This is a genomic window from Evtepia sp. (genome assembly GCF_056797215.1).
The window spans coordinates 1-21,502 of the sequence record NZ_JBQILM010000020.1; the positions used below are offsets into that span (position 1 = coordinate 1).

Sequence of the window (21,502 nt, forward strand, 5' to 3'; positions counted from 1 at the left end):
TCCTCCGAGGTAACCCAGGTCCTGGATGACCCGGCGGAACTGGACGCATTTTCCCGCATTCTGAACGACGCCGTGGAGACAGACGACTGGGCGATGTCCAGCCTCCCCCACGGGGCGGTCCCCCTGGGGACCATCACCTACACCCAGACAGAGACCCTCAAGCTGGGCCAGCGGCCGGAGGAGCGGCAAATGGAGGCACTGTGTGTCTTTACGGTCTACCAGGATATCCCCTATACCACCCTGGAACTGAACGGCCTGCGCCTGACCCTACAGCTCCCGGAGCCCTCAGCCGCCGCCTTGCGGGCCTACTTTTGAGCCGTGTTTTTCCATGCCGCCCTCCGGCCCCGCCGGAGGGCGGCCCAATTTATACTTGAATCGACCTGGCTTTCATGATACAATATAATATCCAAATTCATGAGTTTTTGTCCGATGCGTTCGACCAAAGAGGCATACCTATGAAAAAATCCGCCCTGCGTGCCATCTCCTGGGTGGCACTCCTCACGCTGGTGGCCAAGGGCCTGGGGATGGTGCGGGACATCCTGCAAGCCCGTGCCTTCGGGACCACCGCCGAGGTGGACCTGTTTACCGCCGCCAACAATTCCACGATCTATTTGTTCACAACTGCCGCCTACGCCCTGTGTCTCGCGGCAGTGCCTATTTTTGCCCAAAAACTGTCCAAGGACCGGGCCCTGGCCTTTCGCACCGCGGACAATCTCCTCTCCGTGACCCTTCTGGTGAGCCTGGCCGTCACGGCAGTGGTCCTGTTTTTGGGGGCCACCGGACTGCTGGGACAGGCCACCGGGCATTCCGGGCACTCCTTCCGCTGGTATGTCACGGTAATGGCCCTCACCCTGCCCCTGATTGTGGTCACTTACCTGTTGATGGCCCTGTTCCAGGCCATGGGGCACTACTCCCTCCAAGGGAGCCTGAGCCTGCTCTACAACGTGGCCCTGTGCGGCCTTTTGCTCTTTGTGGGGGCCCAGATGTCCGTGGCCGCTTTCGCGGTGGTGAGCAGCGCGGCCTGGGTGCTGCAACTGGCCATGACCCTGCCCTACCTGGTGCGGGAGCGCTACCGCTTCCACTTCCGCCTGGACCTGAAAGCGGACTACCTGCCCCTGTACCTGCGCACCGCTGTGGTCACAGCCTTTACCACGGCGGTCTTCCTCTTCTGCTACCTGCTGGACACCAACATGGCCGCCCCCCTGGGGGAGGGGGTCACCTCCGCCTTTTACTATGCGGACAAGCTCTTCACCCCTGTGATCACCACCCTGATTTACAGCATCGGCGCGGTGATGTTCCCCAAGTGGAGTGAGCGCCACGCCACCATGGAGGACGGGGCATACCGGGCCTATGTGGGGGAAGTGGTGGAGGGGACCATCCTGCTGCTGCTGCCCCTGAGCGCGGTGTTCTCCGTGTTCGGCATCCCCATCATCCGGGTGCTGTTTGAGGGGGGGAGTTTTACTACGGACTCCACCGCCCTCACCGGCATGGTCTTTGCCCGCTACGCCCTGGGCATGGTGGGCTTCGCCCTGCTGGACCTGCTGGCCAAGGCCTATTACGCCATGCACGACACCCGCGCCCCCCTCTTCGTCAACCTGGGGGTTCTGGGGGGCAACTTCCTCTTGAATCTCCTGCTGATGTCCCTGTGCCCCACACCGGGGGCCCTGGCGGTGGCCACGTCCCTGATGCTCACCCTGGGCGGGGTGGTGCTGTTGCTGCTGTTCCTCCGGGGCAAGGTTCGGGGCGTCCTCCACCCCCTGCGGCTGCTGGCGGGGGCGGTCCTGTCCGTCCTCCTCTACCTGGGGCTTGCCGTGGCCTCCAACGCCTTGCTGGGGGCGGCGGACGGGAAGCTGATGCTGGTGGTGAAGTGCGGTGCCCTGGGCTGTGCGACCCTGGGGGTCTACTTGCTGCTGATGGGCCGGGCTTGCCTGGCCTCCTTCTCCCGCTCTTAGGAGGTGCCCATGGAAACACTGAAACGAAATCCCCTCTTATGTATTATGGCCCTTGTGGGGCTTGTCTGCTCCCTGGTCCTGCTCTTTGGACGGGTCCAGGCAGAGCAGCAATCCAACCAAGTGGCCTGTGCCATAAGCATTCTGGACGTGGGGTTCCTGTCTGCGGCAGATGGGCGAAGCGTGGAGGATTGGTTGTCTGATTTATCCCAGGCCGGGGTCCACTACCTGATCTTCCCCGACGGTACAGAAGCCCCCACCGGCTTAGCCCAAGCCTATGGCATGGCCGTTGCCCGGGCTGGGGAGACCGCCCAGCCTGGGGACGCCTTCCTCCTCCCCACGCCTCCCCTGCGGGGGACAAAGGGATATGAGGCCCCCGGCCTGCCCCAGGGGGACAGCACGGTTCCCCTGGTCCTGGTGGAGAACTACAACCGCACTGGGGTGGTCACAGACCCGGCCTTTGACCCAGAGAGCTGGGCGGGGCCCATGGTCAAGGCCCTCTATCTCTACGACGCCTACAGCTACCACTATGAAAAAACCGGCGACGCCCCCTCGGAAAATGAAAACATCCTCTTCCGGGCTGTCACAGACCGCTCCATGCGTCTCATCATCCTCACCCCTCTGGAACACGAGGGCGGCGGGATGGTCACAGACCCGGCGGCATACCAGGACTTATTGGACGGCCTGGGGACACGGCTGGAACGCCGGGGGCTGACCCTGGGGGAGACCTTCTCCTCTATGGACGCCCCCCAGCGCTCCCCCCTGCTGTTGGCTGGGGCGGCGCTGCTCCCGGCGGCCCTGGCGGTACTGTTCCTGGGGCTGGTCCTGCCCCTCCCTGGCTGGGGGAAAAACGCGCTTCTCCTCTTGGGCCTTCTGGTTGCGGTGGGCGGGGCATTCCTCCGTCCGGCGCTGTTGCAGACCTTGCTCTCCTTTGGGACAGCGGTGCTGGCCCCCTGCTTCACAGGACTGCTCTTTGCCGCCCTATGTGCCGGACGGGGGAAACGGCTGCAAGCCCTCCCCCTCCCCCTGGGCTATCTGGCCCTGCTGGGCCTGCTGCTGGCCATCAGCCTGGCGGGAGGGCTGACCATTGGGGCCCTATTGTCCACCCGGGCCTATCTGTTGGAATTCCAGGTGTTTACAGGGGTAAAGCTGGCACAGCTGCTCCCCCTGGCCGTCACGGCGGTGCTGTTGTTCCTGGCCCTTCGCCGCCGCCCCAAGGAGGAACGGCAAAGGCCCTCGCCGCTGCTGGTGGCGGTGGTGGTTCTGTGCGTGGCGGCAGCCCTGTTCCTGCTGGTGCTGCGCTCTGGGGACAGCCCCCTCCCGGTGAGCCGCTTAGAACTGGCTGTCCGAACCTGGTTGGAGCAGACCCTTTACGTCCGCCCCCGCACCAAGGAAATGCTCATGGCTTTCCCGGTGCTGGCCCTGTTCTTGCTGGCAGCCAGACGGCGTATGGCGGTGCTGGAACTGCCCCTGGGGGTGTTGGCGGCGGTGGGCTCCGTATCGGTGGTGAACACCTTCTGCCACATCTTCACCCCCGTCCATCTCTCCCTTATCCGTACCCTCCTCAGCGCGGGGATCGGGGCAGTACTGGGGCTGGTGGTGTTGGGGATTGCTTCCCTGCTGCTGCGCCCCCCCATGTCTACCAAATCATAACCATAAAACCACCGGGACAGCCCTTTGGCCGTCCCGGTGGTTTTGTCGTCTTATTTCGTAATTTAGTAATTGATCACCGACACTGCATAGTAGATGTTATATAGCACCTGGGCGGTCTCCCCTCTGGTGGAGGGGGCCTGGGGGGCGATGTATTCCAAGTCATTGTAGAGCAAATTCAGGGGCCTGCCGAATACGTTCTTCTGGCTCTTGGCCAGCAGCCACGCCCAGGGCTGGGACCAACTGCTATATTCCCCCGGCACGCCAGTCTGGGCGGGGACTGCCTGGGACGCGCTGCGCAGGGTCATGTTCAGCTCTGCGCTCATACGGCCCAGCACTGTAATCATCTGCTCATGGGTCACCAGCCCTTGGGGGTCAAAGCGGCCCTCTCCCACGCCGTTCATATAGCCTGCCCCCACAGCACCCTGGATGTAGACGTTATACCAGGCATCCTCCGCCACATCGGTGAAGTGGTATGCCTGGGCAGGCAGGCGCAGGCCCATGGCCTGGCACAGCAGGGCGCAGAACTCCGCCCGGGTGATGGTGCCGTCGGGGCGGAAGCTGCCGTCGGCGTAGCCGTTGAGCATGGCATAGGTGTGCAGGGTGTTGGCCGCCCGCTCACAGTCCCGCCCCGCCACGTCGGTGAACACCCGGGGGGCGTAGCCTGCCACGCCGGTGTTGGCCGCCACCTGGGCGGCGGTGGTCCGGGTCCAGTCTGCCCCATTGCCCAGGTATAGCTCCGCGCTGGGGGGCAGGGCGGAGAGCAGTTCCGCAAAGTAGGGGGCGTTGTCCGCCGTCATGGCCTTGGCGATCTCCACATACCAGCGCCAGCCCCCCAGGTGCAGCCGCAGCCAGCCGTTGGTGTCCCCGGCGGGGGACTGAGAGGAAAAGAGCTGGGCAATCTCATCGGCATCCTCTGCCGCCACCAGCAGGTCAGGGACAACGCCGATGTTCTGGGCGGTGTTGCCCTCGGAGCCGTAGTACTGATAGGCGGTAAGTTTTAGGGCGTCCCCCTGGTCAAAGGTCTCTGGCAACTGAGCCTCGCTGAGAATCAGCTGGGCCACGCCCTTGCCAAAGGTGTGGGCCCCGATCACCAGCCCACCGGCCTGGTCCTTCACCGCCAAGGCGAATATCTCCGCCGCGGAGGCGGTCATAGGGCTGGTGAGGACGATGGCGGGATAGATGGTGGTGCTCTCCTGGCTGGACGCGTAGTAGTAATACTTCCCCTCTCCGTCCCGGAGATAGAACATGGTCCCCTCCCCCAGGAAGGTGCCCAGGGTTTGGGTGACGGCGTAGACATCCCCACCGCCGTTTTGGCGCAGGTCCACAATCCACAAATTCACGTCGTCATAGGCCTGGGTGCCCTCGGTGAAATGGCCCAAGGTCTCGCTGCCGAAGGTGGTGCAGTTGATGTAACCGGTGGAGCTATCTTCCAGCTTCTCCGTCACCGTGGCGGGTATCTTCACCGGGGCCCGGGAGATGGTATAAGACCGCTCCCGTCCGTCGGCGTGGCGGACCAGGATATCCACCTTGCTGCCCTCCTCCCCCTGGAGCCAGGCGGTGATGGTCGCCGCTGTCTCCCCGGCGGTGTTGTGGCCCGCCACCTGTAGGATGAGGTCCCCGGCCACCAGACCCGCCTTTTGGGCAGGAGAGCCGTCATAGGTCCCCATGATGAGGAGCCCCTCCTCTGTGGCGGTGGCGGAGATGCCGATGCCCACCACCTGCTGGTCTGACATGCTGTCCAGCATGGCCTGGTATTCCTCTGCGTCCATGTACACGGTGTAGGGATCGTTTAGTGCCTCAATGACCTCCTCCACCGTCTGGGCATCCAGGGCGGCCTGGGGGATGTCATTCAAATAGTGCTCCTGCAAGAGCTCCTTGAGCTGGTCCGCTGTCAGCGCCTGGACTGCCGGGGCCAGGCACAGGCTCAGGCACAAGATCAGCGCCAGAGCCCGGGATAGAAAACGTCTCATGGTACCCCTCCTTCTCCTTCCCAAAGGGGCGCGGGGACACGACCTGTCCCCGCGCCTGTCCTGTGATGGTTCCGTTTTTACGATTGCCACTTCTCGGCCATGGCGCGAATCTGGGCGGTCATCTTCTTCAGGTCCTTGTTGGCCCCACCCTTGCTGGCGCGGATGATGGCCATCAGGTCCATCGCCGCCACTTCCAGCTCGTGATAGGCCACAGACACATGGCCTACAGACTCGTAGCTGACCTTCTTGGGCTCCAGTTCCACACCGGCGGCCAGCATCTTGTTGGCAGCCAGGTCGAACACCTCTTCGTACAGGGGCGCGTGGGCAGGCATCCCCCGCTCCCGGAGGCTGTTGGCAAAGATCTCTGTCACCTGGGGGTCACCGTGGACCACGAAAATCTGCTGGGGGGCGGGCTCGTCCACCGCTTCGATCCACTTGAGGAGATGGTCCCGGTCGGCATGGGAGGACAGGCCCTTGAAATTATGGATGGTGGCATTGACCTTGATGTCCTCCCCGAACAGCCGCACCTGGTCGGCGCCGTTGAGAAGGTGGCGGCCCAGGGTGCCCTCCCCCTGGTAGCCCACAAACACAATGGCACATTCCTCCCGCCACAGGTTGTGCTTCAGGTGGTGGCGGATACGCCCCGCGTCGCACATGCCGGACGCGGAGATAATCACCTTGGAGGCCTTGTCCATATTCAGCAGCTTGGATTCCTCGCTGCTCTCCGTCATCATCAGGCCGGGGAAGGTAAAGAGCCGCTCGCCCCCCTGGATCACCTCAATGGCCTCCTCGTCCAGGTAGCCCCGCAGGTCCCCGGAGAATATCTTAGTGGCCTCGTTGGCCAGGGGGGAGTCTACCACCACGGTGAAGTCGGGGTTGCTGTGTACCATGCCGTCCCGCTTCATCTCCCGCATGAAGTACAGCAGCTCCTGGGTCCGACCCACGGCAAAGGCGGGGATGATAACATTGCCCCCCTTGGCAAAGGTATCGTCGATGATCTTGGCCAGCTCCGCCGTGTAGGAGGCCACAGGCTCGTGGTTGCGGTCGCCATAGGTGCTCTCCATCACCACGTAGTCCGCCCCCCGGATATAGGAGGGGTCCCGGATCACCGGCTGGTTGATGTTGCCCAGGTCCCCGGAGAAGAGGATTTTCTTCTCCACGTCCCCCTCCTTCAACCACATCTCCACGCTGGCAGAACCCAGCAGGTGGCCGGCGTCGATGAAGCGGAGCTTCACCCCCTCAAAGAGCTCCACCATCTGGCCGTACTCCACGGTGAACAGGTGCTCGTCCACCTGCTCGGCGTCGGCCACGGTGTACAGGGGTTCCACCGGCTCCCGTCCGGCTCGCTTGCCCTTCTGGTTCTTCCACTGGGCCTCCATCTCCTGGATGTGGGCGGAGTCCCGGAGCATGATGGACATGAGCTGCCCGGTGAGGCGGGTGGTGAAAATCTGCCCCTGGAAGCCCTGCTTGATGAGCAGGGGAATCCGGCCGGAGTGGTCGATGTGGGCGTGGGTGACCACCACGTAGTCAATGTAGTTGGGGGCGAAGTCCAGGACGCTGTTGTCCTGCTCGTCCCGCCCCTGCTGCAAGCCGCAGTCGATGAGGATCTTCTTCCCGTTTACTTCCACGCAGTGGCAACTGCCGGTGACAGCTTTCGCCGCGCCGAAAAAGGTCAATTTCATTGTGTGACCCCCTCCTTTTCTAGTTTGCCTGTTTGCTGTATTGCTCCGGCCTCTGGGCCAGGCCCTTGGTTTTTTAAGCTACAATATCAGTATCATACCCCATTTTCTGCCGTTTGCCTAGTCTTTTTGCAAAAATTCATGGCCCGCGCCCTTTTTCTCCCTAGTGGAATATGCTATAATCCTCCCATATTGTTGATATGGCACCAAGTAACAGGAGGTTTTCACCCATGACCACATTGAAACACGTCTGCGTCCACGTCCTGGACCTGCCCCGCAGCCTGCGCTTTTACCGGGAAGCCCTGGGCCTCACCCCCCAGCGGGAGCTGTCCATGCCCGACCGCAGCTGGGAGCTGGTCTTTCTGGGGGACGGTGTGACGGACTTCCAGTTGGAGTTATGCCAGGAGGTGGGCCGCACCGAGCCCTTCCGCTTAGGGGACGACACCCCCCACGTGGCCTTGGTGGCCGACGACTTCGACAGCCTAAAAGCCCAGCACAAGGCGCAAGGCCTTATCTTCGACGAGCTGTCCTCCGGCATCTATTTCATCCGGGACCCGGATGGGCATATCCTGGAGATTTTGCCCAAGCAGGTATAAAAAACGCGCCCCCCGCTTGACAAATGTGCAGGGGGCGGTATAATAAGAACTATAAGAGGGTACTGCCGGTCACGGCACGGCCCTAGGTTAACGGTTTATTTTGGAAACCGTCACCGGGCAGGGTGGCGGTTTCCGCGCTTCTTGACAACGATCGTAACCGTATATGGTCCGACGTGCAATGTAATACGCATGGCCTCACCTCCTCCCGGAGGATGTAACCGCACCGCAACCTTTTGGCAGCACCCCGTTGCCTCACCCTTACAGGCTTGGCATTCTCATTGTACCACAGTGTCGATTTTTGTCAAGATTGGTTAAGGCCTTTGAAAAACCGTCCCCATTCATCATTATGGGGACGGTTTTTTCTGTTATCTATCGTTCCCCGTCCACCCGCTCATAGGTAGCATAGGTGAAGCGCAAATCCTCATGCTGGAAGGGCCCCTCCTCTTCCACCAGCCGCCAGGCAGGGTCCGCGTCCAGATTGGGGAAATGGCGGTCCGCCGGGAAGCTCTTTTGCAGCTTCGTCACATAAGCCCGGCGGCAGTGGGGCAGGGCTTGGCGGTAGACGCTCTCCCCACCGATGACAAAGCTATCCGCCGGGGCGGCGGCCAGGGCGGTTTCCAGGTCGGAGAACACCTCCGCCCCCGGAATCTGCAAGCCCGCCTGATGGGAGAGGATCAGGTTCCGGCGGTTTTTCAGGGGCCTGCCGCCGGGGAAGGTGGCCAGGGTCTTGCGGCCTAGGAGCACCGCGTGGCCGGTGGTAAGGGCCTGGAAGCGCTTCAAGTCCGCCGGGATATAGCAAAGCTGGTCCCCGTCCTTCCCGATGGCCCAGTGTTCGTCTACCGCTACAATAACATTCATCTGTATCCCCTCCTCACACTGCCACGGGAATTTTCTCGTCCAGAGGGTGGCACTGGTAACCCTCTAGGCGGAGGCTGTCCGTGGTAAATTCATAAAACCCTGTCACCGCCGGGTCCAGCCACAGCTTGGGGGCCGGGAAGGGCTTCCGGGCAATGATCTCCTCCACAATGGGGACATGGCGGTCGTAGATATGGGCATCGGCAATCACGTGGATCAGCTCCCCCGCTTCCAGCCCCGACACCTGGGCCAGCATGTGGAGCAGCACCGCGTACTGCATCACGTTCCAGCCGTTGGCGGTGAGCATGTCTTGGGAGCGCTGGTTCAGCACCGCGTTGAGGGTCCTGCCACTGACGTTGAAGGTCATAGACCAGGCACAGGGGTACAGGGCCATCTCACACAAATCGTGGTGGTTGTACAGGCTGGTGAGGATGCGCCGGGAGGCGGGGTTGTGCTTCAAGTCGTAGAGCACCCGGTCCACCTGGTCCATCTCCCCCTCAGGGTAGCGGTGCTTCACCCCCAACTGGTAGCCGTAGGCCTTGCCAATGGAACCGCTCTCATCTGCCCAGGCATCCCAGATGTTGCTGTTCAGGTCGCGGACATTGTTGGACTTCTTCTGCCAAATCCACAACAGCTCATCCACCGCGCTTTTCAGGTACATCCGCCGGATGGTCTGAATGGGGAACTCCTCCCGCAGGTCGTAGCGGTTGACGATGCCGAAGCGCTTCACCGTGTGGGCGGGGCTGCCGTCGTCCCAGCGGGGGCGGACAGGCTGGTCTGTGTCCCAGACCCCGTGGGCCAAAATCTCCTTGCAGTTTTCAATAAAAAGCTGGTCTGCTCTGCTCATAATCCTTCCTTTCCATCCAGGGTCCCCAGGACCCTGTCCTCACCCAAAGCGGTGAGGCGCACCGCCCTGATCTGATTGTGGAGGTCTTGCCCCCGTGCTTCCACCTGCACTGCCATATACTGGGGGGTATGCCCCCGCCAAAGGCCCCCCTTCTCCTCCTCAAAGAGGACAGGGATCGTCTCGCCCAACCAGCTGTCCAACCAGTCTTTCCGCAGCGCTTCCGCCACTGCCGCCGCCTGCTGGGCCCACCGCTTCTTTTCCTCCTCCGGGACCTGGCCAGGCAGACCCGCCGCCGGGGTGCCCTGCCGCCGGGAATAGGGGAAGATGTGCAGTTGGGAAAAGGCACAGCGGCGGAGGAAGGACAAGGTCTGGGCAAACTCCGCCTCTGTCTCCCCGGGGAAGCCCACAATCAGGTCCGTGGTAATCCCCGGTTTGGGAAAATACCGCCGCAGCAGGGCCACGGATTGAAGATACCGGGCTGTATCGTAGCGCCGCCCCATCCGCCGCAAGGTCTCGTCACAGCCGCTTTGCAGGGAGAGGTGGAAGTGGGGGCACAGCCCCGGCAGGGCCGCCAGGCGGACACAGAAGTCCTCGGTCACCGTCCTGGGCTCCAAAGAGCCCAGGCGCACCCGCAGGCCTGGGGCCGCCTGGCACACCGCCTCAATGAGCTCCACGGTCCCCGGCCGCCCCGGGAGGTCCCGGCCGTAGGAGGAGAGCTCAATGCCGGTGAGGACGATCTCCCGGTACCCCGCCGCCGCCAGCCGTTTCGCCTCCGCCTGGGCCTGTTCCAGGGGCAGGGAGCGCACCGGGCCCCTGGCGTAGGGGATGATACAATAGGTACAAAAATTGGTGCAGCCGTCCTCCACCTTGAGCATGGCCCGGGTACGCCCCTCTAGCCCTCCGGCGGGGAGGGCTTCAAAGTGGCGGCGGTGCAGAGCGTCGTCCAGGCGTTTCTGCTGTTCCCGCTGCTCCACCACTTCCTCTAAGGCCTGCAGGAAGCCCAGCCGGTCCCCACTGCCGCCGATGAGGTCCACCGGCAGGGCCTGAGCCTGCTGGGGGGATACCTGGGAGAAGCAGCCGCACAGGGCCACGATGGCCTCTGGGGCGCGCTTCCTGGCCTGGCGTACCGCCTGGCGGGATTTCTTATCGCTCACCGCCGTGACGGTGCAGCTATTGATGATGTAGGCGTCCGCAGCCTCCTGGAAGCCCACCCGGGTGTGCCCCCGGGTGAGCAGCAATTCCTCCATGGCCTGGGTCTCATATTGATTCACCTTGCAGCCAAGGGTGTAGAAAGCAAATCGCATGGTGTTCTCCTGTCTTGGGGCTTGTCTCTTGCCAGGAAAAGCCGGCCACAGGGGCCCAGCACCTAAGGTGGGACCTGTGGCCGGCTTTTTTCATCGTTTCTGCCGTACCGGCATTACAATTATAAGTAGTAATTATACTGGCACCAGCCGGGAAAAGCAATGATATTTTCAAAATTTCGTCAAACATCCCCACCACTCTTCCAGGGCCCTTGAAAAGCCCCCCCTATTTTGTTATAATGAGGTCTCATACTCAGGAAACAACGCCATTCTAACTCATCATAAAAGGGAGCCGCTATGTCCTATCCTTTCTTCGCCTACCTCTCCCGGATGCGCTACATCAACCGCTGGGGGCTCATGCGCAACACCGTCCAGGAAAACATCCAGGAACACTCCCACACTGTGGCGGTTCTGGCCCACGCCCTGGCGGTGATCCGCCGGGACCGCTTTGGCGGCAGCGTGGACCCCGGCCAGGTGGCGGTGGCGGCGCTGTACCACGACGCCCCGGAAATCTTCACCGGCGACCTGCCCACCCCCGTGAAATACGCCAACAGCGCCATCCGGGACGCCTACAAGGCTGTGGAGCAGAGCGCGGCAGACCGGCTCTCCGCCATGCTCCCCCCCTCCCTGCGCCCGTCCTTCGACCCCATCTTGTGGGAGACGGACCCCCAGGTGTTGGCCCTGGTGAAAGGGGCGGACAAGCTCTCCGCCTATCTGAAATGCCTGGAAGAGCTAAAAGCCGGGAACCGGGAGTTCCAGTCCGCCGCCCGGCAGACCTTGCAGGCCCTGGAAGCCCTGCGCCTGCCGGAGCTGGACTACTTCATGGAGCAGTTTCTCCCCGCCTTCCAGCTGACGCTGGACGAGTTGGAAGAGGAGGCCAACGCCCCTGACCAACAGCTTTCCATTTACCAAAACAGCTGACCCTAAGCACCCTTTTATAGAACCCCTAAAAAATTAAAGCGAGGTATCATCAACTATGCGCGCAGTTATCACCGTGGCCGGCAAGGACCGGGTAGGCATCATCGCCTCCGTCACCCAAGCCCTGGCCCAGCACAACGTCAACGTCCTGGACATCACCCAGACCATCCTTCCCCCGGACTTCTTCACCATGGTCATGCTGGTGGATGCCGGGCAGTGCGCCGTCCCCTTCGGGGAGCTGGCCGATATCATGTCCAACCTGGGGAAAGACCTGGGGCTGTCCATCCACGCCCAGCGGGAGGACACCTTTGAAGCCATGCACCGCATTTAAGGAGGGTCTGTGCCATGCTCAATTCCGCAGAGATCCTACAAACCATCAACATGTTTGACCGCCAGCATCTGGACATCCGCACCATCACCATGGGTGTCTCCCTGCTGGACTGCGCCCACCCCGACGCCAAGGTGGCCGGGCAGCGCATTTATGACAAAATCTGCCGCCGGGCAGAGCGCCTTGTGTCCACCGGCATGGAGATTGAAAAGGAGTTCGGCATCCCCATCGTCAACAAGCGGGTGTCCGTGACCCCCATCTCCCTGGTGGCCGCCGCCAGCGACTGCACCGACTACGTCCCCTTCGCCGCCGCCCTGGACCGGGCCGCCAAAACCGTGGGCATTGACTTCATCGGCGGCTTCTCCGCCCTGGTACAAAAGGGCTTCACCGAGGCGGACCGGAAGCTCATTGCCTCCATCCCCCAGGCCCTGGCGGAAACGGACCTGGTGTGCGCCAGCGTCAACGTGGGCTCCACCAAGGCCGGCATCAACATGGACGCCGTGGCCCAGATGGGCCGGGTCATTAAGGAAACCGCCGCCCTCACCGCCGCCTCCGGGGGCTTTGGCTGCGCCAAGCTGGTGGTGTTCGCCAACGCCGTGGAGGACAACCCCTTCATGGCCGGGGCATTCCTGGGCCCCGGTGAGCCGGAATGCGTCGTCAACGTGGGCATCTCCGGCCCTGGCGTGGTCCACCACGCTCTCCAACAGGTGAAGGGGGAGCCCTTCGACGTGGTGGCGGAAACCATCAAAAAGACCGCTTTCCGCATCACCCGCATGGGCCAGCTGGTGGCCCGGGAGGCCTCCGCCCGGCTGGGGGTCCCCTTCGGCATCGTGGACCTGTCCCTGGCCCCCACCCCGGCGGTGGGAGACAGCGTGGCCCGGATTTTGGAGGAGATGGGCCTGGAAGTCTGCGGCACCCACGGCACCACCGCCGCCCTGGCTTTGCTCAACGACGCGGTGAAAAAGGGCGGCGTGATGGCCTCCAACCACGTGGGCGGCCTCTCTGGGGCGTTCATCCCCGTCAGTGAGGACGAGGGCATGATCGCCGCCGCCCAGGCGGGGGTCCTCCAACTGGACAAGCTGGAAGCCATGACCTGCGTATGCTCCGTGGGGCTGGACATGATCGCCGTCCCAGGGGACACCAGCGCCGAGACCCTCTCCGCCATCATCGCCGACGAAGCGGCCATCGGCATGGTCAACAGCAAGACCACCGCCGTGCGCCTCATCCCCGCCCCAGGGAAGAAGGTGGGGGACATCGTAGAATTCGGCGGCCTGCTGGGCTCCGCCCCGGTGATGCCGGTACATCCGGAATCCAGCGCCGCCTTCATCCAGCGCAGCGGCCGCATCCCCGCCCCCATGCAGAGCTTGAAAAATTAACGTATACTCCACGGCCCCACCGCATACAGTGCCCAAAGGAGGTAAGCCCTATGGAATTTGATGTCACCCACGCCCTGCCCTTCCTGCCGGAAAACTGGCTTTCCTCCCGGCTGGAAGGACTCACCAATGCCCGCAGCCTCCTGGAAACCGGCCAGGGCCTGGGGGGCAGCTTCACCGGCTGGGTCCGCTTCCCAGAGACCTATGACCGCAAGGAGCTGGAACGCCTGGTCCAAACCGCCCGGATCATCCGGGAACAGTCCCAGGTCCTGGTGGTCATCGGCATCGGCGGCTCCTACCTAGGGGCCCGGGCGGTGTTGGAGCTGCTCACCTCCCCCAACTACAACCTGCTGTGCCAGGACCGGCCCCAAATCTTCTTCACCGGCAACACCCTCTCCTCCGACGCCCTGTCGGAGCTGTTGGAATACGTGGAGAGCCGGCATTTCTCCGTACTGGTGATCTCCAAGTCCGGCACCACCCTGGAGCCCTCTGTGGCCTTCCTCCTCTTCCGTCAGCTTTTGGAGAAAAAGTATGGACGGGCAGGGGCCAGGGACCGTATCTTTGCCATCACCGACCGCCACGAGGGGGCCCTCCGGGCCTTGGCGAACCAGGAGGGCTATGCCACCTTCTCCATCCCCCCCTCCATTGGGGGGCGGTATTCGGTGCTCACCGCCGCGGGGCTGCTGCCCTTGGCCGCCGCCAAGCTGGACCCGGAGGAGCTGCTCAATGGCGCCGCCGACGCCATGGTCCGCCTGCGCACCCCCGGCCAGGACAACCCCGCCTGGCAGTATGCCGCCGCCCGAAACGCCCTCTATGAGGGAGGCAAGACCATCGAGCTGCTGGCCTGCTATGAGCCCGCGTTTCGCTGCTTTGGAGAGTGGTGGAAGCAGCTCTTTGGGGAGAGCGAGGGCAAGGAGGGCCAAGGGCTCTTCCCTGCCAGCGTGGAGTTCACCACAGACCTGCACTCCCTGGGCCAGTACATCCAAGAGGGGGAGCGGGACATCTTTGAAACGGTGGTCCGCTTCGCCATCCCCGCCGCCTCCTGCCCCCTGGACCCCAAGGAGGACCCCCAACTGGAATTCCTCCGGGGGAAGGACCTGCGTTATGTCAACGAACAGGCCCGTCGGGGCACCGTCCTGGCCCATGTGGCCGGGGGCGTCCCCAACCTGCTGCTGACGGTGCAGGAGCGCTCTGCCTACTGGGTGGGGCAAATGCTGTACTTTTTCGAGTACGCCTGTGGCCTGTCCGGCTACCTGCTGGGGCTGAACCCCTTCAACCAGCCGGGCGTGGAGGCCTATAAGAAAAATATGTTCGCTCTGCTGGGTAAACCCGGCTATGAGGGGCAGTTGGCCCCCTCGCAGCAGGGTTCCCTGTGAATTTTTCGTGAAATTCTATCCATCCCATTGCAATTTCCCCGGCAGGATGATAACATAGACCTACCAGACATTTTCTGTCATTAACTAAGGAGTGATTACTATGGTTCGAGTCATCATGGGTGCCAAGGGCACCGGCAAGACCAAGCAGATCATTGAGATGATCAACTATGCCGCAGACAACGAGAGCGGCAGCGTCGTTTGCGTGGAGATCGGCAAGAAGCTGGTCTTTGATGTCAAAAATACCGTTCGTCTGGTGGAGTCCAGCGACTTCGCCGCCGACAACTTTACATTCTTCAAGGGCTTCATCAGCGGGATGTACGCCTCCAACTACGATCTCACCCATGTCTTTATCGACAGCCTGTGCAAAATCATTCCCTCCGAGCCCGATTCCCCCGAGGTGGAGGAATTCCTGGCTTGGCTGGACCGCTTCTCTGAGCAGAACGGCGTGAAGTTCACCGTCACCATCAGCGCCGACGTGGCCCTGGCCACCGAGGCTATGAAATCCTATTTCTAAGCCCATCCAAGGGCCCAAAGGATACCACAACGTTAAGGAGGAACCAGTCATGGCATTGCAGGAAAAACTCAACAATCTGGCCGCTTCCGCTGGGAGCAAGGTCAACAGCGCCATCGAAAGCGGCAAGCTGCACATCAAGATCAACAACGAGGAGCGGAAGATCACGGAGTTCATCCTGAACCTGGGCGAGCTGACCCTGGACAAGCTGGACGCCGGGGAGACCTATGACGACGAGATCATGGCCCTCTACTCCTCCATCCAGGCTGCCCGGGAGGTCATTGCTGACGCCAAAACCACCATCGACGCCTACCGTCAGGACTTCACCAGCGCCCCCCCGGTATGCACCAACTGCGGCGCGGAGCTGCGGGACGGCGCTAAGTTCTGCGCCTATTGCGGCACCCAGGTGGCTGCCCCGGCATTGGCCAACGTCTGCCCCAGCTGCGGCGAGACCGTGGAGGACACAGACCTCTTCTGCATTGCCTGCGGCACCAAGGTGGGGGAGAACGCGGCGGAGTAAGCCACAGACTTCCCTACATAATTACATGAAAACAGGAGCGCTTCCCTTGCGGAAGCGCTCCTGTTTCTTGTTTATTCTTGTGTTTAACGGTAGGAATCGGCGTAAATCTTCACCATGTCCTCGTCGGTGAGCTGGATGCGGTCCAGGCCAAAGAGGATGCCCATGGTGCTCCGGGCGTTGGCGGCAAAGGTGGGGAACTCCTCCGGCTGGATGCCATAGTCGGACATCTTCAGCTCCGCCACGCCGCACTTCTCCTGAAGCTCCACCAGGGCGGCAATGAAGTCCATAGGCTCCTTGGCTCCCTCCCGGCCCATGGCCTTGGCCATGTCCACAAAGCGGGTATGGAGCTCCGGGCAGTTCTGGATCAGATGGGTGAAATAGGCACGGCTGATCATGATGAGGCCTGCCCCGTGGGGTACCTCCGGGTGGTAGGCGGACAGGGGGTGCTCCATGGCGTGCTCCGAGCACAGGTTGTCCACACTCATCACCAGGCCGGACAAGCTGCTGCCAAAGGCCACTTCCTCCCGGGCGTGGATATCTTTCCCGTCAGCGCAGGCCGCCGCCAGGTTCCGACCCACAGCCTGGATGGCCCGCAGGGCGAAGGTGTCCCCCATGAGGTTCTCCTTCTTGTTCACATAGGATTCCACGGAGTGGAACAGAGCGTCGAAGCCCTGGAAGGCAGTGAACTTGGGGGGCACGGAGAGCATCAGCTCCGGGTCCACAATGGCCAGGACAGGGAAGGTGTTCCGGTTGCCGCCGCTCATCTTCTCGTTGGTGGCCTCGTTGGTGATGATGGTCCAGGCGTCCAACTCCGTACCGGTGCCGGCGGTGGTGGGGATGGCCACAATGGGCAGAGGCTTATTTTTCAGCTTCTGTCCGCCACCGGTGCCGCCGTAGACGTAATCCCAGTAGTTGCCGTCGTTGGGGGCCACCATGGCGATGGCCTTGGCCGCGTCAATGCTGCTGCCGCCCCCCAGGCCGATGACGAAATCGCAGCCGTTCTCCCGGGCGCAGGAGGCTCCGGCGGTGACGTTGTCAATGACAGGGTTGGCGGAGATGCCGTCAAACACTGCATACTCCACCCCGGCCTTGCCCAGCTGGTCCTGGACGGTGTCCAGATAGCCGTTGGCCCGGGTGGACTTGCCGCTGGAAATCACAATGAGGGCCTTTTTGCCCGGTAAGCGCTGCTTGTGCAGCTTCTGTACGGCCCCCTGGCCGAAGACGAAGTTGGTGGGAACCTGGAAGGAAAAACCCATGGTAAACTGCCCCTTTCTTTGGTGAAACAAGCCGGCTAGAGCCAGCGCTTGGTTTATACAAGAGGCCCCCGGAAAGTTTTACACTTTCCGGGGGCCTTTCCTTGGCACGCCAGAAGGGACTCGAACCCCCAACCCTCAGAACCGGAATCTGATGCGCTATCCATTACGCTACTGGCGCGTACCGCGTTGGTGCCGCCGTCTGTGGCGGACTATGACATTATAGCAGTACCAGCAAAAATTGTAAAGTCATTTTTTGCGGTTTTTCAAATTTCTTTTCATTTTTCACCATGCGCTGCCATACCTTCCCTCTTAGGCATGGCAGCTTTTCAAACTATGTTGGAAAATCCCCGTTACCGGCGTTTTCTCTTCCGGAAAATTCCTTGCAGGGATGGCCCTGGCGTGGTAAAATAATAAAGTTATCTTATATTTTCCAAAAAACCGAGGAGGCGTATCCTTTGCCCAAGTACGAAGCTGAAATCAAGCGGCGTCGCACCTTTGCCATCATCTCCCACCCCGACGCCGGTAAGACCACCCTGACAGAAAAATTCCTGCTCTATGGCGGGGCCATCGCCCAGGCGGGGCAGGTCAAGGGGAAGAAAAATGCCCGCGCCGCCGTGTCCGACTGGATGGAGATCGAAAAGCAGAGAGGCATCTCCGTCACCTCGTCGGTGCTCCAGTTCCAGTACGAGGGCTTTTGCATCAACATCCTGGACACCCCCGGCCACCAGGACTTCTCCGAGGACACCTACCGCACCCTTATGGCCGCCGACTCCGCCGTTATGGTCATTGACGCCGCCAAGGGCGTGGAGGCCCAGACCCGGAAGCTCTTCAAGGTCTGCGTCCTGCGGGACATCCCCATCTTCACCTTCATCAACAAGATGGACCGGGAGGCCCGGGACCCTTTCGAGCTGTGCGAGGAGATCGAAAAGGAACTGGGCATCGACACCTACCCCGTCAACTGGCCTGTGGGCTGCGGCAAGGACTTTCTGGGGGTCTATGATCGGGGCCGCCGGGAGATGCTCCACTTCTCCGCCACTGCCAGCGGCAAAAAGTCCGCCAGCACCCAGATCGACCTGGACGACCCTGTCCTGGCGGACATGCTGGGACAGGCCCAGCGGGACCAGCTCATGGAGGAAATCGAGCTGCTGGACGGCGCCGCTGCGGACTTCGACTTAGAACGGGTGCGCCACGGGAAGCTCTCCCCGGTGTTCTTCGGCTCCGCCCTGACCACCTTCGGCGTGGAGCCCTTTTTGGAGGACTTTTTGCGCATGACCACCCCGCCCCTCCCCCGCCATTCCAGCGAGGGGGAAATCGAGGCCATGGACGACAACTTCTCCGCCTTCGTGTTCAAAATCCAGGCCAACATGAACAAGGCCCACCGGGACCGCATCGCCTTTATGCGGGTGTGCTCCGGCCGCTTCGACGCGGACAAGGAGGTCTACCACGTCCAGGGGAAGAAAAAGCTCCGGCTCTCCCGGCCCCAACAGCTCATGGCCGCAGAGCGGGAGATCATCGAAGAGGCCTACGCCGGGGATATCCTGGGGGTATTTGACCCCGGTATCTTCTCCATTGGCGACACCCTCTGCGCCCCTGGCAAAAAGTTCCGCTTCGACCCCATCCCCACCTTCGCCCCAGAGCACTTCGCCCGGGTCCGGCCGGTGGACACCATGAAGCGCAAGCAGTTTTTGAAGGGCGCGGAGCAGATCGCCCTAGAGGGGGCCATCCAAATTTTCAAAATCCCCTACACCGGCATGGAGGAAGTCATCGTGGGTGTGGTGGGCACCCTGCAATTCGACGTGTTCCAGTACCGCCTGCGCAATGAGTACAATGTGGAAATCCGTATGGAAACCCTCCCCTATGAATACCTGCGCTGGATCAAGGAGCCGGAGGAGTTCCACGAAACTGACCTGGTCCTGGGCAACGACACCAAGCTGGTGGAGGACTACAAGGGCAACAGCCTGCTGCTGTTTGGCTCCTTCTGGTCCATCAAGTGGGTCTCTGACCACAACCCCCAACTGGTGCTCACCGAGTTCAATGAAAAGGACAGCCCAGAGGGCGACTGACGCGTTCCCCACCTAGTTTCAACCCCAAAGGAGGACTTGGCATGAAACCTTTGATGATCGGCATTGCCGGGGGCACCGGCTCCGGCAAAACCACCCTGGTGAACCGGCTGAAGGAGCAGTTTGGGGACGACATCAGTGTACTCTCCCACGACAGCTACTACGCCGCCCACCATGACCTCACCCTAGAGGAACGGCAGGCCCTGAACTACGACCATCCCGCCGCCTTTGACACCGACCGGATGATCCAGGACCTGTTGACCCTCCGGGACGGCGACCCCATCCAGTGCCCAGTGTACGACTACTCCATCCACGACCGCACGGACAAAACCACAGAGATCCAACCCAACAAGGTCATCCTGGTGGACGGCATCCTCATCTTTGAAAACGAGACCTTGCGCAACCTGATGGATATCAAAATCTACGTGGACACCGACGCCGACGTGCGCATCCTCCGCCGGATCATCCGGGACGTGAAGCAGCGGGGGCGGAGCCTGGACTCCGTGGTGGAGCAATACCTCACCACAGTGAAGCCCATGCATGAGCAGTTTGTAGAGCCCTCCAAGCGCTACGCTGATGTGATTGTCCCGGAAGGCGGCGAAAACCTGGTGGCCCTGATGATGATTATCCAGCGCATCGCCTACCACATCGAGCACGGCGACATTGTGTCCCAACAGTGAAGCCCTTCCCTATATTTTATTTCCTTGAAAGGACGTTACCAATATGAAACGCACAGAAATCGCCCGCATTTTTGCGGACGCAGAACAGTTCGGCGGCCAGGAGGTCACCGTCTGCGGCTGGGCCCGGACCATCCGGGACATGAAAAGCTTTGGCTTTATCGAACTCAACGACGGCAGCTGTTTCAAAAACCTGCAAGTGGTGTTTTCCGACGACAGCCTGGAAAACTACAAGGAAATCGCCAAGCAGAACGTGGGCGCCGCCCTCATCGTCACCGGCACCGTGGTCCTCACCCCAGAGGCCAAGCAGCCCTTGGAGGTAAAGGCCGCCACCATCCAGATTGAGGGCACCTCCGCACCGGAGTACCCCCTGCAAAAAAAGCGCCACAGCCAGGAGTTTTTGCGCACCATCGCCCACCTGCGGCCCCGGACCAACCTGTACTCCGCCGCCTTCCGGGTGCGCTCTGTGGCCGCCTTCGCCATCCATGAGTTCTTCCAGAACCGGGGCTTCGTATATGTCCACACCCCCATCATCACTGCCAGCGATGCCGAGGGGGCCGGGGAGATGTTCCAGGTGACCACCCTGGATGTAAACAACCCGCCCCGCACAGAGGACGGCAGTGTGGACTGGTCCCAGGACTTCTTCGGCAAACATGCCAACCTCACCGTGTCCGGCCAGCTCAACGCAGAGAACTTTGCCCAGGCCTTTGGCAATGTGTATACCTTCGGCCCCACCTTCCGGGCGGAGAACTCCAACACCCAGCGCCATGCCGCTGAGTTCTGGATGATCGAGCCGGAGATGGCTTTCTGCGACTTGGCGGGGGATATGGACGTTGCCGAGGCCATGATCAAATACGTCATCCGGGTGGTGCTGGAACGCTGCCCCCAGGAGATGGAATTTTTCAATTCCTTTGTGGACAAGGGCCTGCTCCAACGCCTAGAACACGTGGCCAACTCTGACTTTGGGCGGGTGACCTATACGGAGGCTGTGGACATCCTCATGGAGCACAACGACAAGTTCGACTTCAAGGTCTCCTGGGGCACCGACCTCCAAACGGAGCACGAGCGCTTCCTCACCGAGGAGGTGTATAAGCGCCCGGTGTTCGTCACCGATTACCCCAAGGAGATCAAGGCCTTCTATATGCGCCTCAACGACGACGGCAAGACCGTGGCCGCCACCGACTGCTTGGTGCCCGGCATCGGGGAGATCATTGGAGGCAGCCAGCGTGAAGAACGGCTGGACGTGTTGGAGGCCCGGATCAAGGCGCTGGGTATGGACCCCAAGGACTATTGGTGGTATCTGGACCTGCGGCGCTACGGTTCCTGCCGCCATGCCGGCTTCGGGCTGGGCTTTGAGCGGATGGTGATGTATCTTACCGGGATCGCCAACATCCGTGATGTGCTTCCTCACCCCAGGACGGTGGGGAGTGCGGAGTTTTAAGCGATCTATCCCATTCTTCCGTATGAAAAGGGCCGACGCTCTTCTCAGCTTCGGCCCTTTTTATGGGTTCGTATCCACGCTAAAATCTCATGGTAGTCCGCTGCCCCCTCTGCTACAGCCAGCCCCAATGCGATGAGTTCTCTCTGCGTGTAGCATATTGGCACACCATTCAGGCGCAGCATCATGAGCCTG

The 21,502-nt window shown here is 61.6% G+C and carries 19 protein-coding genes and 1 tRNA gene; 13 read left to right on the forward strand and 7 right to left on the reverse strand.

What is annotated here, in order from left to right; translation table 11 throughout:
• The 3 genes from ACTOZL_RS05750 to ACTOZL_RS05760 form a co-directional block, all read left to right on the forward strand.
• Positions 1–315: hypothetical protein (locus ACTOZL_RS05750; RefSeq protein WP_482477211.1), on the forward strand; the 315-nt coding region annotated here is incomplete at its 5' end.
• 140 nt (positions 316–455) lie between these two features.
• Positions 456–1,952 (forward strand): murein biosynthesis integral membrane protein MurJ, encoded by a 1,497-nt coding sequence (gene murJ, locus ACTOZL_RS05755; protein ID WP_482477212.1) that lies wholly within the window; start codon positions 456–458, stop codon positions 1,950–1,952.
• A 9-nt stretch (positions 1,953–1,961) separates the two neighbouring features.
• Positions 1,962–3,602, forward strand: a complete 1,641-nt coding sequence (locus ACTOZL_RS05760; protein WP_482477213.1) for a DUF5693 family protein — start codon at positions 1,962–1,964, stop codon at positions 3,600–3,602.
• Between the two features lie 62 nt (positions 3,603–3,664).
• On the opposite strand, the gene ACTOZL_RS05765 is transcribed toward ACTOZL_RS05760, so the two are convergent.
• Together ACTOZL_RS05765 and ACTOZL_RS05770 are read right to left on the reverse strand one after the other, a co-directional pair.
• Positions 3,665–5,572: a S41 family peptidase gene (locus ACTOZL_RS05765; RefSeq protein WP_482477214.1), complete on the reverse strand. Its 1,908-nt coding sequence runs from the start codon at positions 5,570–5,572 to the stop codon at positions 3,665–3,667.
• Between the two features lie 77 nt (positions 5,573–5,649).
• The gene (locus ACTOZL_RS05770) at positions 5,650–7,254 is read right to left on the reverse strand and encodes an MBL fold metallo-hydrolase RNA specificity domain-containing protein (protein ID WP_482477215.1); all 1,605 of its coding nucleotides are present in this window, start codon (positions 7,252–7,254) and stop codon (positions 5,650–5,652) included.
• Between the two features lie 227 nt (positions 7,255–7,481).
• Here ACTOZL_RS05770 and ACTOZL_RS05775 point away from each other — a divergent pair, with 227 nt between their 5' ends.
• Complete coding sequence (locus tag ACTOZL_RS05775) at positions 7,482–7,847, forward strand: VOC family protein (RefSeq protein WP_482477216.1); 366 nt, start codon at positions 7,482–7,484, stop codon at positions 7,845–7,847.
• A 369-nt stretch (positions 7,848–8,216) separates the two neighbouring features.
• Here the strand turns inward: ACTOZL_RS05775 and ACTOZL_RS05780 are convergent, their stop codons facing one another.
• Genes ACTOZL_RS05780 through mtaB form a run of 3 tightly spaced genes read right to left on the reverse strand, consistent with a single transcriptional unit; the run spans position 8,217 to position 10,853 of the window.
• Entirely contained in the window at positions 8,217–8,705 is a 489-nt protein-coding gene (locus ACTOZL_RS05780) for a dihydrofolate reductase (protein ID WP_482477218.1), read from the reverse strand.
• Positions 8,706–8,718: 13 nt separating this feature from the next.
• Entirely contained in the window at positions 8,719–9,549 is an 831-nt protein-coding gene (gene thyA, locus ACTOZL_RS05785) for a thymidylate synthase (RefSeq protein ID WP_482477219.1), read from the reverse strand.
• Positions 9,546–10,853 (reverse strand): tRNA (N(6)-L-threonylcarbamoyladenosine(37)-C(2))-methylthiotransferase MtaB, encoded by a 1,308-nt coding sequence (gene mtaB, locus ACTOZL_RS05790; RefSeq protein WP_482477221.1) that lies wholly within the window; start codon positions 10,851–10,853, stop codon positions 9,546–9,548. The genes thyA and mtaB overlap by 4 nt, the downstream gene beginning before the upstream one ends.
• A 294-nt stretch (positions 10,854–11,147) precedes the next feature.
• Here mtaB and yfbR point away from each other — a divergent pair, with 294 nt between their 5' ends.
• The 6 genes from yfbR (at position 11,148) to ACTOZL_RS05820 (ending at position 15,876) form a co-directional block, all read left to right on the forward strand.
• Positions 11,148–11,771 carry a 5'-deoxynucleotidase gene (yfbR, locus tag ACTOZL_RS05795; RefSeq protein WP_482477222.1) on the forward strand — a complete coding sequence of 208 codons (624 nt, stop codon included), beginning with the start codon at positions 11,148–11,150 and terminating at the stop codon, positions 11,769–11,771.
• A gap of 55 nt (positions 11,772–11,826) precedes the next feature.
• Positions 11,827–12,099 carry an ACT domain-containing protein gene (locus ACTOZL_RS05800; protein WP_482477223.1) on the forward strand — a complete coding sequence of 91 codons (273 nt, stop codon included), beginning with the start codon at positions 11,827–11,829 and terminating at the stop codon, positions 12,097–12,099.
• Positions 12,100–12,113: 14 nt separating this feature from the next.
• A complete protein-coding gene (locus ACTOZL_RS05805; RefSeq protein ID WP_482477224.1) occupies positions 12,114–13,472 on the forward strand; it encodes a PFL family protein in 1,359 nt (452 codons plus the stop codon).
• Between the two features lie 50 nt (positions 13,473–13,522).
• Positions 13,523–14,845, forward strand: a complete 1,323-nt coding sequence (locus ACTOZL_RS05810) for a glucose-6-phosphate isomerase (protein WP_482477225.1) — start codon at positions 13,523–13,525, stop codon at positions 14,843–14,845.
• Positions 14,846–14,945: 100 nt separating this feature from the next.
• Positions 14,946–15,359 (forward strand): hypothetical protein, encoded by a 414-nt coding sequence (locus ACTOZL_RS05815; RefSeq protein ID WP_482477226.1) that lies wholly within the window; start codon positions 14,946–14,948, stop codon positions 15,357–15,359.
• 49 nt (positions 15,360–15,408) lie between these two features.
• The gene (locus ACTOZL_RS05820) at positions 15,409–15,876 is read left to right on the forward strand and encodes a zinc ribbon domain-containing protein (RefSeq protein ID WP_482477227.1); all 468 of its coding nucleotides are present in this window, start codon (positions 15,409–15,411) and stop codon (positions 15,874–15,876) included.
• An 83-nt stretch (positions 15,877–15,959) separates the two neighbouring features.
• Here ACTOZL_RS05820 and ACTOZL_RS05825 read toward each other — a convergent pair whose 3' ends face one another.
• Both ACTOZL_RS05825 and ACTOZL_RS05830 read right to left on the reverse strand, forming a co-directional pair.
• Positions 15,960–17,132: an iron-containing alcohol dehydrogenase gene (locus tag ACTOZL_RS05825; RefSeq protein WP_482477228.1), complete on the reverse strand. Its 1,173-nt coding sequence runs from the start codon at positions 17,130–17,132 to the stop codon at positions 15,960–15,962.
• 102 nt (positions 17,133–17,234) lie between these two features.
• Positions 17,235–17,310 (reverse strand) — tRNA-Arg (locus ACTOZL_RS05830).
• Between the two features lie 277 nt (positions 17,311–17,587).
• Between ACTOZL_RS05830 and ACTOZL_RS05835 the strand changes: the two genes are divergently transcribed.
• The 3 genes from ACTOZL_RS05835 to asnS are packed head-to-tail and all read left to right on the forward strand — an operon-like array spanning position 17,588 to position 21,310.
• Positions 17,588–19,195, forward strand: coding sequence for a peptide chain release factor 3 (locus ACTOZL_RS05835; protein ID WP_482477229.1), 1,608 nt, complete (start codon positions 17,588–17,590; stop codon positions 19,193–19,195).
• A 41-nt stretch (positions 19,196–19,236) separates the two neighbouring features.
• Positions 19,237–19,872 carry a uridine kinase gene (gene udk, locus ACTOZL_RS05840; RefSeq protein WP_482477230.1) on the forward strand — a complete coding sequence of 212 codons (636 nt, stop codon included), beginning with the start codon at positions 19,237–19,239 and terminating at the stop codon, positions 19,870–19,872.
• A 43-nt stretch (positions 19,873–19,915) separates the two neighbouring features.
• Entirely contained in the window at positions 19,916–21,310 is a 1,395-nt protein-coding gene (asnS, locus tag ACTOZL_RS05845) for an asparagine--tRNA ligase (protein ID WP_482477231.1), read from the forward strand.
• The last annotated feature ends 192 nt before the right edge of the window (positions 21,311–21,502 follow it).

Bases quoted from the DNA above. Each gene is read 5' to 3' on its own strand.
- murJ (WP_482477212.1), top strand. From the start codon at position 456: ATGAAAAAATCCGCCCTGCGTGCCATCTCCTGGGTGGCACTCCTCACG.
- ACTOZL_RS05760 (WP_482477213.1), top strand. From the start codon at position 1,962: ATGGAAACACTGAAACGAAATCCCCTCTTATGTATTATGGCCCTTGTG.
- ACTOZL_RS05765 (WP_482477214.1), bottom strand. From the start codon at position 5,572: ATGAGACGTTTTCTATCCCGGGCTCTGGCGCTGATCTTGTGCCTGAGC.
- ACTOZL_RS05770 (WP_482477215.1), bottom strand. From the start codon at position 7,254: ATGAAATTGACCTTTTTCGGCGCGGCGAAAGCTGTCACCGGCAGTTGC.
- ACTOZL_RS05775 (WP_482477216.1), top strand. From the start codon at position 7,482: ATGACCACATTGAAACACGTCTGCGTCCACGTCCTGGACCTGCCCCGC.
- ACTOZL_RS05780 (WP_482477218.1), bottom strand. From the start codon at position 8,705: ATGAATGTTATTGTAGCGGTAGACGAACACTGGGCCATCGGGAAGGAC.
- thyA (WP_482477219.1), bottom strand. From the start codon at position 9,549: ATGAGCAGAGCAGACCAGCTTTTTATTGAAAACTGCAAGGAGATTTTG.
- mtaB (WP_482477221.1), bottom strand. From the start codon at position 10,853: ATGCGATTTGCTTTCTACACCCTTGGCTGCAAGGTGAATCAATATGAG.
- yfbR (WP_482477222.1), top strand. From the start codon at position 11,148: ATGTCCTATCCTTTCTTCGCCTACCTCTCCCGGATGCGCTACATCAAC.
- ACTOZL_RS05800 (WP_482477223.1), top strand. From the start codon at position 11,827: ATGCGCGCAGTTATCACCGTGGCCGGCAAGGACCGGGTAGGCATCATC.
- ACTOZL_RS05805 (WP_482477224.1), top strand. From the start codon at position 12,114: ATGCTCAATTCCGCAGAGATCCTACAAACCATCAACATGTTTGACCGC.
- ACTOZL_RS05810 (WP_482477225.1), top strand. From the start codon at position 13,523: ATGGAATTTGATGTCACCCACGCCCTGCCCTTCCTGCCGGAAAACTGG.
- ACTOZL_RS05815 (WP_482477226.1), top strand. From the start codon at position 14,946: ATGGTTCGAGTCATCATGGGTGCCAAGGGCACCGGCAAGACCAAGCAG.
- ACTOZL_RS05820 (WP_482477227.1), top strand. From the start codon at position 15,409: ATGGCATTGCAGGAAAAACTCAACAATCTGGCCGCTTCCGCTGGGAGC.
- ACTOZL_RS05825 (WP_482477228.1), bottom strand. From the start codon at position 17,132: ATGGGTTTTTCCTTCCAGGTTCCCACCAACTTCGTCTTCGGCCAGGGG.
- udk (WP_482477230.1), top strand. From the start codon at position 19,237: ATGAAACCTTTGATGATCGGCATTGCCGGGGGCACCGGCTCCGGCAAA.
- asnS (WP_482477231.1), top strand. From the start codon at position 19,916: ATGAAACGCACAGAAATCGCCCGCATTTTTGCGGACGCAGAACAGTTC.